Origin of the sequence: Bartonella sp. PS7NMGDW (assembly GCF_042193585.1) — a bacterium.
GTDB lineage: Bacteria > Pseudomonadota > Alphaproteobacteria > Rhizobiales > Rhizobiaceae > Bartonella > Bartonella grahamii.
In genome coordinates this window covers 1-1,347 of sequence record NZ_JBHILX010000073.1, presented here as the reverse complement: position 1 = coordinate 1,347, position 1,347 = coordinate 1, and the positions used below count along the sequence as shown (strand labels likewise).

The window sequence follows — 1,347 nt, the reverse complement described above, 5'->3', positions numbered from 1 at the left end:
TTTTTTTCATTTTGATACCTACCTAATTGAATACCAAGTGCTTTCTCTAGTTCACTGTCTATATCATCATAAGTTTTCACTGCTTTCACTGTACGTTTTTTGATTTCCCTATTCACCTCGTCTATCAATGCTTCGCAACTCAATACGCTTCTTGGCAAATCACCCCCATATATCCAAGCTTTCACTTGCGCCTTGGTACTGTAATCAACTTTACAAGGCATCTCATGATACTGACCACCGTCAAATTCTTCGTATTCTCTTGTGCCATCATCATATTCGTAAAGGTTATAAAAATACTCTGCTACCCCTAATCCCCATGGTGCATGACCGACCGCCGTTGCAACCCACTTTTTTTGCCCTTTCTGTTTACGTTTTTTTAAAAACATCTGGTTTAATATCCCCTATCTAAATCCATAACTTTACCAATGGGTTTATTTGCATCAAAATGGACCGTACAGAAGCGTTTTTAATTTCAATGTGGTTTTTATCACAAAATCTTTAAATCGCTCTGTACGGTGCCTTTCTGTCAATTTAAACGCATGTCTATTCTCAAAATCATCAGAAAATTTCACTACTTTGCTGTTTTTTCGGATCCTTTTAAATACGATTTCATGACTGATGCTCCCGAAAAAAGCTCTATTTCTGATCCATAAGTGTCTTTAAGCGTAGATCGCTGTTGGGGGTATGCTAAATCTTTCTGAAAGGTTGTTTGCGAAATTGTTTGATGATGATTTATAGCATGCGGTTGCATATAGTTTTTCCGTTTCTAATTTTTTGTGTTTCTTAATTACCAATCCATATTCTGGATGCGTAATCCAATTATCCCAAGCGCTTTGCCAATCGCGTTCATTTGCATTTCGACATGGATTGGTTTTTGAAAAGCGTACAAATTTTTCAAATTCTGATAAGGCTTCATCATGCGTTAATCCTTGTTCAGTTGCGTATTGAAAATCGGGTTTGAAATCTTCTAGTATTCTTTCAACTTCTTGTTTTTCGCTTGTTTTCTTAGTTTCTTCAAAAAAGTTTGCTTTCTCTGGAAAATAAGCAGGCATCATCGTGTCAAAGATTTCTGAAAGTTTTTTTCCAACCTTTTTAACTTTTCGTGAAGGCAATTTCGCAATCATCGCTTCGTTAATTTGCCATCGGTTGTTAACTTCGTTTGAAAGATTGATATTTTGCTCGTGAATGATTGGTTGTTTGGTTTCTATCGTTTTGATTTGTTCTGATTGGCTTTCAACATCACACTCGATTGGCTCGTCAACCAAATCGTTTGTTTCTAAATTTTCAAAATCAATTTCTCTTTTTGATAAAATAATATTTTTATTTTTTTTGTTATTGTTAATGTTA

General features: G+C 35.0%; 1 protein-coding gene and 1 pseudogene. Both read right to left on the bottom strand.

The genetic code is table 11. The features are described from left to right. Window positions 1-386 (bottom strand): hypothetical protein (locus ACFIKJ_RS09270; RefSeq protein WP_375670542.1); only part of this gene is annotated, 386 nt, incomplete at its 3' end. Window positions 387-659: 273 nt separating this feature from the next. Next, window positions 660-1,347: pseudogene (locus ACFIKJ_RS09265) on the bottom strand (hypothetical protein); the annotation flags it as partial.